This window comes from bacterium, from assembly GCA_035703895.1.
GTDB lineage: Bacteria > Sysuimicrobiota > Sysuimicrobiia > Sysuimicrobiales > Segetimicrobiaceae > Segetimicrobium.
Map to the genome: position 1 here is coordinate 1 of DASSXJ010000019.1, position 3,514 is coordinate 3,514.

The 3,514-nt window shown below is 66.6% G+C and carries 4 protein-coding genes; all 4 read left to right on the forward strand.

From position 1 onward, the window contains the following. Window positions 1-858 (forward strand): AraC family ligand binding domain-containing protein (locus VFP86_01420; protein HET8998284.1); only part of this gene is annotated, 858 nt, incomplete at its 5' end. A 10-nt stretch (window positions 859-868) separates the two neighbouring features. Further along, window positions 869-1,792 (forward strand): 4-hydroxy-tetrahydrodipicolinate synthase, encoded by a 924-nt coding sequence (dapA, locus tag VFP86_01425; GenBank protein ID HET8998285.1) that lies wholly within the window; start codon window positions 869-871, stop codon window positions 1,790-1,792. A gap of 39 nt (window positions 1,793-1,831) precedes the next feature. Beyond that, complete coding sequence (locus tag VFP86_01430) at window positions 1,832-3,253, forward strand: UbiD family decarboxylase (protein HET8998286.1); 1,422 nt, start codon at window positions 1,832-1,834, stop codon at window positions 3,251-3,253. Continuing rightward, the coding region (locus VFP86_01435; GenBank protein HET8998287.1) for a hypothetical protein at window positions 3,250-3,514 on the forward strand (265 nt) is incomplete at its 3' end. The genes VFP86_01430 and VFP86_01435, both read left to right, overlap by 4 nt.

Genomic DNA, 3,514 nt, shown 5'->3' on the forward strand with positions numbered 1-3,514 from the left:
CAGCCCGTTCGCCACAACTCGACGCAGGCCAACTTCTGCATCCAGGGGGGCGGGCATACGATCGTGAAAGGGAAGACGATCCGCTTCACCCAGTACGACGTCTGGATCCACCCATCGCTCGCCACCTACACCCACGTCAACGACACCAAGGAGCTGCAGGTCCGTCTCACCTACAGCAACGCCCCGGTCCTCGAGAAGATGATGATCCACTACGTCGAGGACAACCCGCAGGCAGAAGAGGCCGGCGAAGAGGCGGAGGGGGGAGAGGCAGGGCCCAAGCCGGCGCACCCCCCGTTTCCCGACTTCATCCAGATCGACGACGAAGGCTCCACCCTGATGTCGTACGAGAAGCTGATCAACCCCGAGGCGGTCGAGCAGCGGCCCCTCCACTGGCCGTGGGCGCGGGTCAAGGCCGAACTCGACAAGCTCGCGGTCCTCGGAAAAGGCTATGTCGGCCGGCGGCTCTACCTCTTGTATAATCCGGCCACCGGCCGCACGAACGGGACGACCAACAACTTCTTCGCGGCCATTACGATCCGGCCGCCATCCATCAACGACAAGCCCCACCGGCATGCCTCGGCGGCGATCAACTACTTCTTCGGCGGGAGCGGGAAGAGCATCGTGGACGGCAAGACCTATTACTGGAAGGCGGGCGACCTGATGCTCACAGCGCCCGGCTGGGCGATCCACAACCACTCGTCCAACAACGAGCCCGTCTACGAGCTCACCATCCAGGATCAGCCCCTGAACATCGCGATGGACTCGCTCCTCTGGCAGGAAGACCTCCGGCACCCCCCGCGGCTGCTCGGTTCGCAGAAGGGGTTCGAGACCAAGGGCAAGGTCGCCGCGAAATCCTGAGGAGCAGACGGTGAACCTCGACGACCGCTTCTTGCGGGGCTCGTATCCCCCGCTGATCACGCCCTTCAAAGACGGGGCCGTGGACTACGAGACGTACGCCGCGCTGGTCGAGTACCAGATCGCGGAAGGCTCCCACGGCATCGTCGTCAACGGCACCACCTCGGAGCCGAGCGCCTTGACGGCCGAGGAGCGCGCCAGGTTGGTCAGGGTCGCCGTCGAGGCGAGCCGCAAGCGGATTCCCGTGGTCGCCGCCACAGGGTCGCAATCGCACGCGGAGACGGTGTGGCTGACCGAGCAGGCCGTCTCTGCCGGAGCCGAGGCGGTGCTGGTCGTGACCCCCTACTATATCCGCCCGCCCCAACGGGGGCTGGTCGAGTACTTTGTGGACGTCGGCCGCCGCACCGCGCTGCCGTTCCTGATCTATCATATTCCCGGGAGGGCGGCCGTCTCGGTGGAGCTCGACACGATGGAGCGGATCGCCGAACGGCTCCCCACGCTCGTGGGCATCAAGCAGGCGGTCAATGACCTCGGCTTCGTGAGCCAGCTGCTCGATCGCTTCGGGCCGGAGTTCCGCGTCTTCGTGGGCCTCGAGGAACTGAGCTTCCCGATGCTTGCGATCGGCGCCTCGGGGTTGATGAACGCGGTGGGCAACCTCGCCCCCCGGAAAGTGGCGCGATTGTACGAAGCTGTCGCCTCACGCGATCTCGACGAGGCCAGGCGTCTTCACTACGAGCTGTTCGAGCTGAACCGCGCGGTGTTCTGGGACACCAATCCGATCCCGATCAAGTACATGATGAAGCGCCTGGGGCTCATCGCCGCCAACGAGCACCGGCTGCCGATGGTTCCCGCGGAAAAGGCGCTCGCGGTCCGGCTCGACGCGGTGCTGGACCGGGCGAAGCTGCCCCCCGTGCAGCGTCCCGTTGAGGCGATCTAGGGGCCGCGCCGCTGCGGCGCGGACAGAGAGGGAGAGGCGATGAGCTACCGAGACTTGCGTGGCTGGATGACCCAGGTGGAGGAGCTCGGGGAACTCAAGGTCGTCCAGAAGGCAGACTGGAACGTCGAGATCGGGGTCATCACCGAGATCGTGATGAACCGGCACGGACCGGCGCTCTTGTTCGACGACATCACGGGGTACCCCGCGGGCTACCGCATCGTCGCCAACGCGCTCGGCGGGCCGAAGCGTCTGGCGTACACGCTCGGCCTGCCGACGGACCGGGACATCAAGGAGCTGGTGCCGCTGTGGCAGCAGAAGAAAGCGGCGCTCCGGCCGATCCCGCCAAAGGTCGTGAAGGACGGTCCGGTCATGGAGAACGTCGCCCGCGGCGAGGACGTGGATCTGTTGAAGTTTCCGACGCCGAAATGGCACGAGCACGACGGCGGCCGGTACATCGGCACGGGGAGCGTCGACATCACCCGCGATCCAGAGGAAGGGTGGGTGAACCTGGGCTGCTACCGGGTGATGGTGCATGAACGGAATCAGGTGGGATTCTACATCTCGCCCGGGAAGCAGGGGCGCATCCAGCGGGAGAAGTGGTTTGCGCGGGGCGGGCCGATGCCGATCGCGATGTCATTCGGGCACGATCCGGCGATCTTCATGGCGGGCTCGTTGGAGATCCCGTGGGGGATGTCGGAGTACGACTGGGTGGGCGGGGTGAAAGGACAGCCCGTCGAGGTGATCGAGGGCCCGGTGACGGGGCTGCCCATTCCGGCGCACGCGGAGATCGTGATCGAGGGCTTCGTGGATCCGGGCCACAAGCTGCCGGAGGGCCCGTTTGGGGAGTGGACGGGGTACTACGCCAGCAAGCAGCGGGAGGAGCCGGTGGTGAAGGTGGCCGCGCTGTACCACCGCAACCAGCCGATCCTCCTGGGGTCCCCGCCCGTCAAGCCTCCCTCGGAGCTGGCCTACTATCGCGCGTTCCTGCGCGCAGCGGCGATCGACGAAGAGCTCAAGGCCTCCGGCGTTCCCGACGTGACGGGCGTCTGGTGCCACGAGGTGGGGGGCTCGCGGCTGTTCAACGTCGTGGCCATTAAGCAGCGCTATTCGGGGCACGCGAAGCAGGCGGCGGTCGTCGCTTCGCAGTGTCACGCCGGGGCGTACCTCGGGCGCTTTACCGTGGTGGTGGACGAGGATATCGATGTGATGAACCTCGAGGAGGTCATGTGGGCGATCTGCACCCGCTGCGATCCGGAGAAGGACATCGACATCCTCCGGCGGTGCTGGAGCGGCCCGCTCGACCCGATCATCCCGCCGGGGCAGAAGGGGCTGAACTCGCGGGCGATCATCGACGCCACCCGGCCGTTCGAGTGGCGGGACCAGTTTCCCGTGGTCGCCGAATCGAGTCCTGAGCGCCGTGCCGAGGTGCTGAAGAAGTGGGGGCACATCGTCCTCTCGTGAGCGAGGCCCGGCGCCGCGCACCGGTCGGCCGGCGTCAATTCCTCACGATGTCGGCGGGCGCGGCCCTCGCGGCGTTGCTCGCGCCCGACCGCGCGCCGGTCCGGGCCCAGGGGTTGACTTCCCTCAGCGTCGGGTTGGCGTTCCACGACCTCGATGCGGTGCCGGCTTGGATCGCGCAGGACAAGCGCTTCTTCGAGAGATACGGCCTCAACGTCGACATCATCAGCATCCAGGGTGGGGCGAAAACCGCCGCGGCGATGG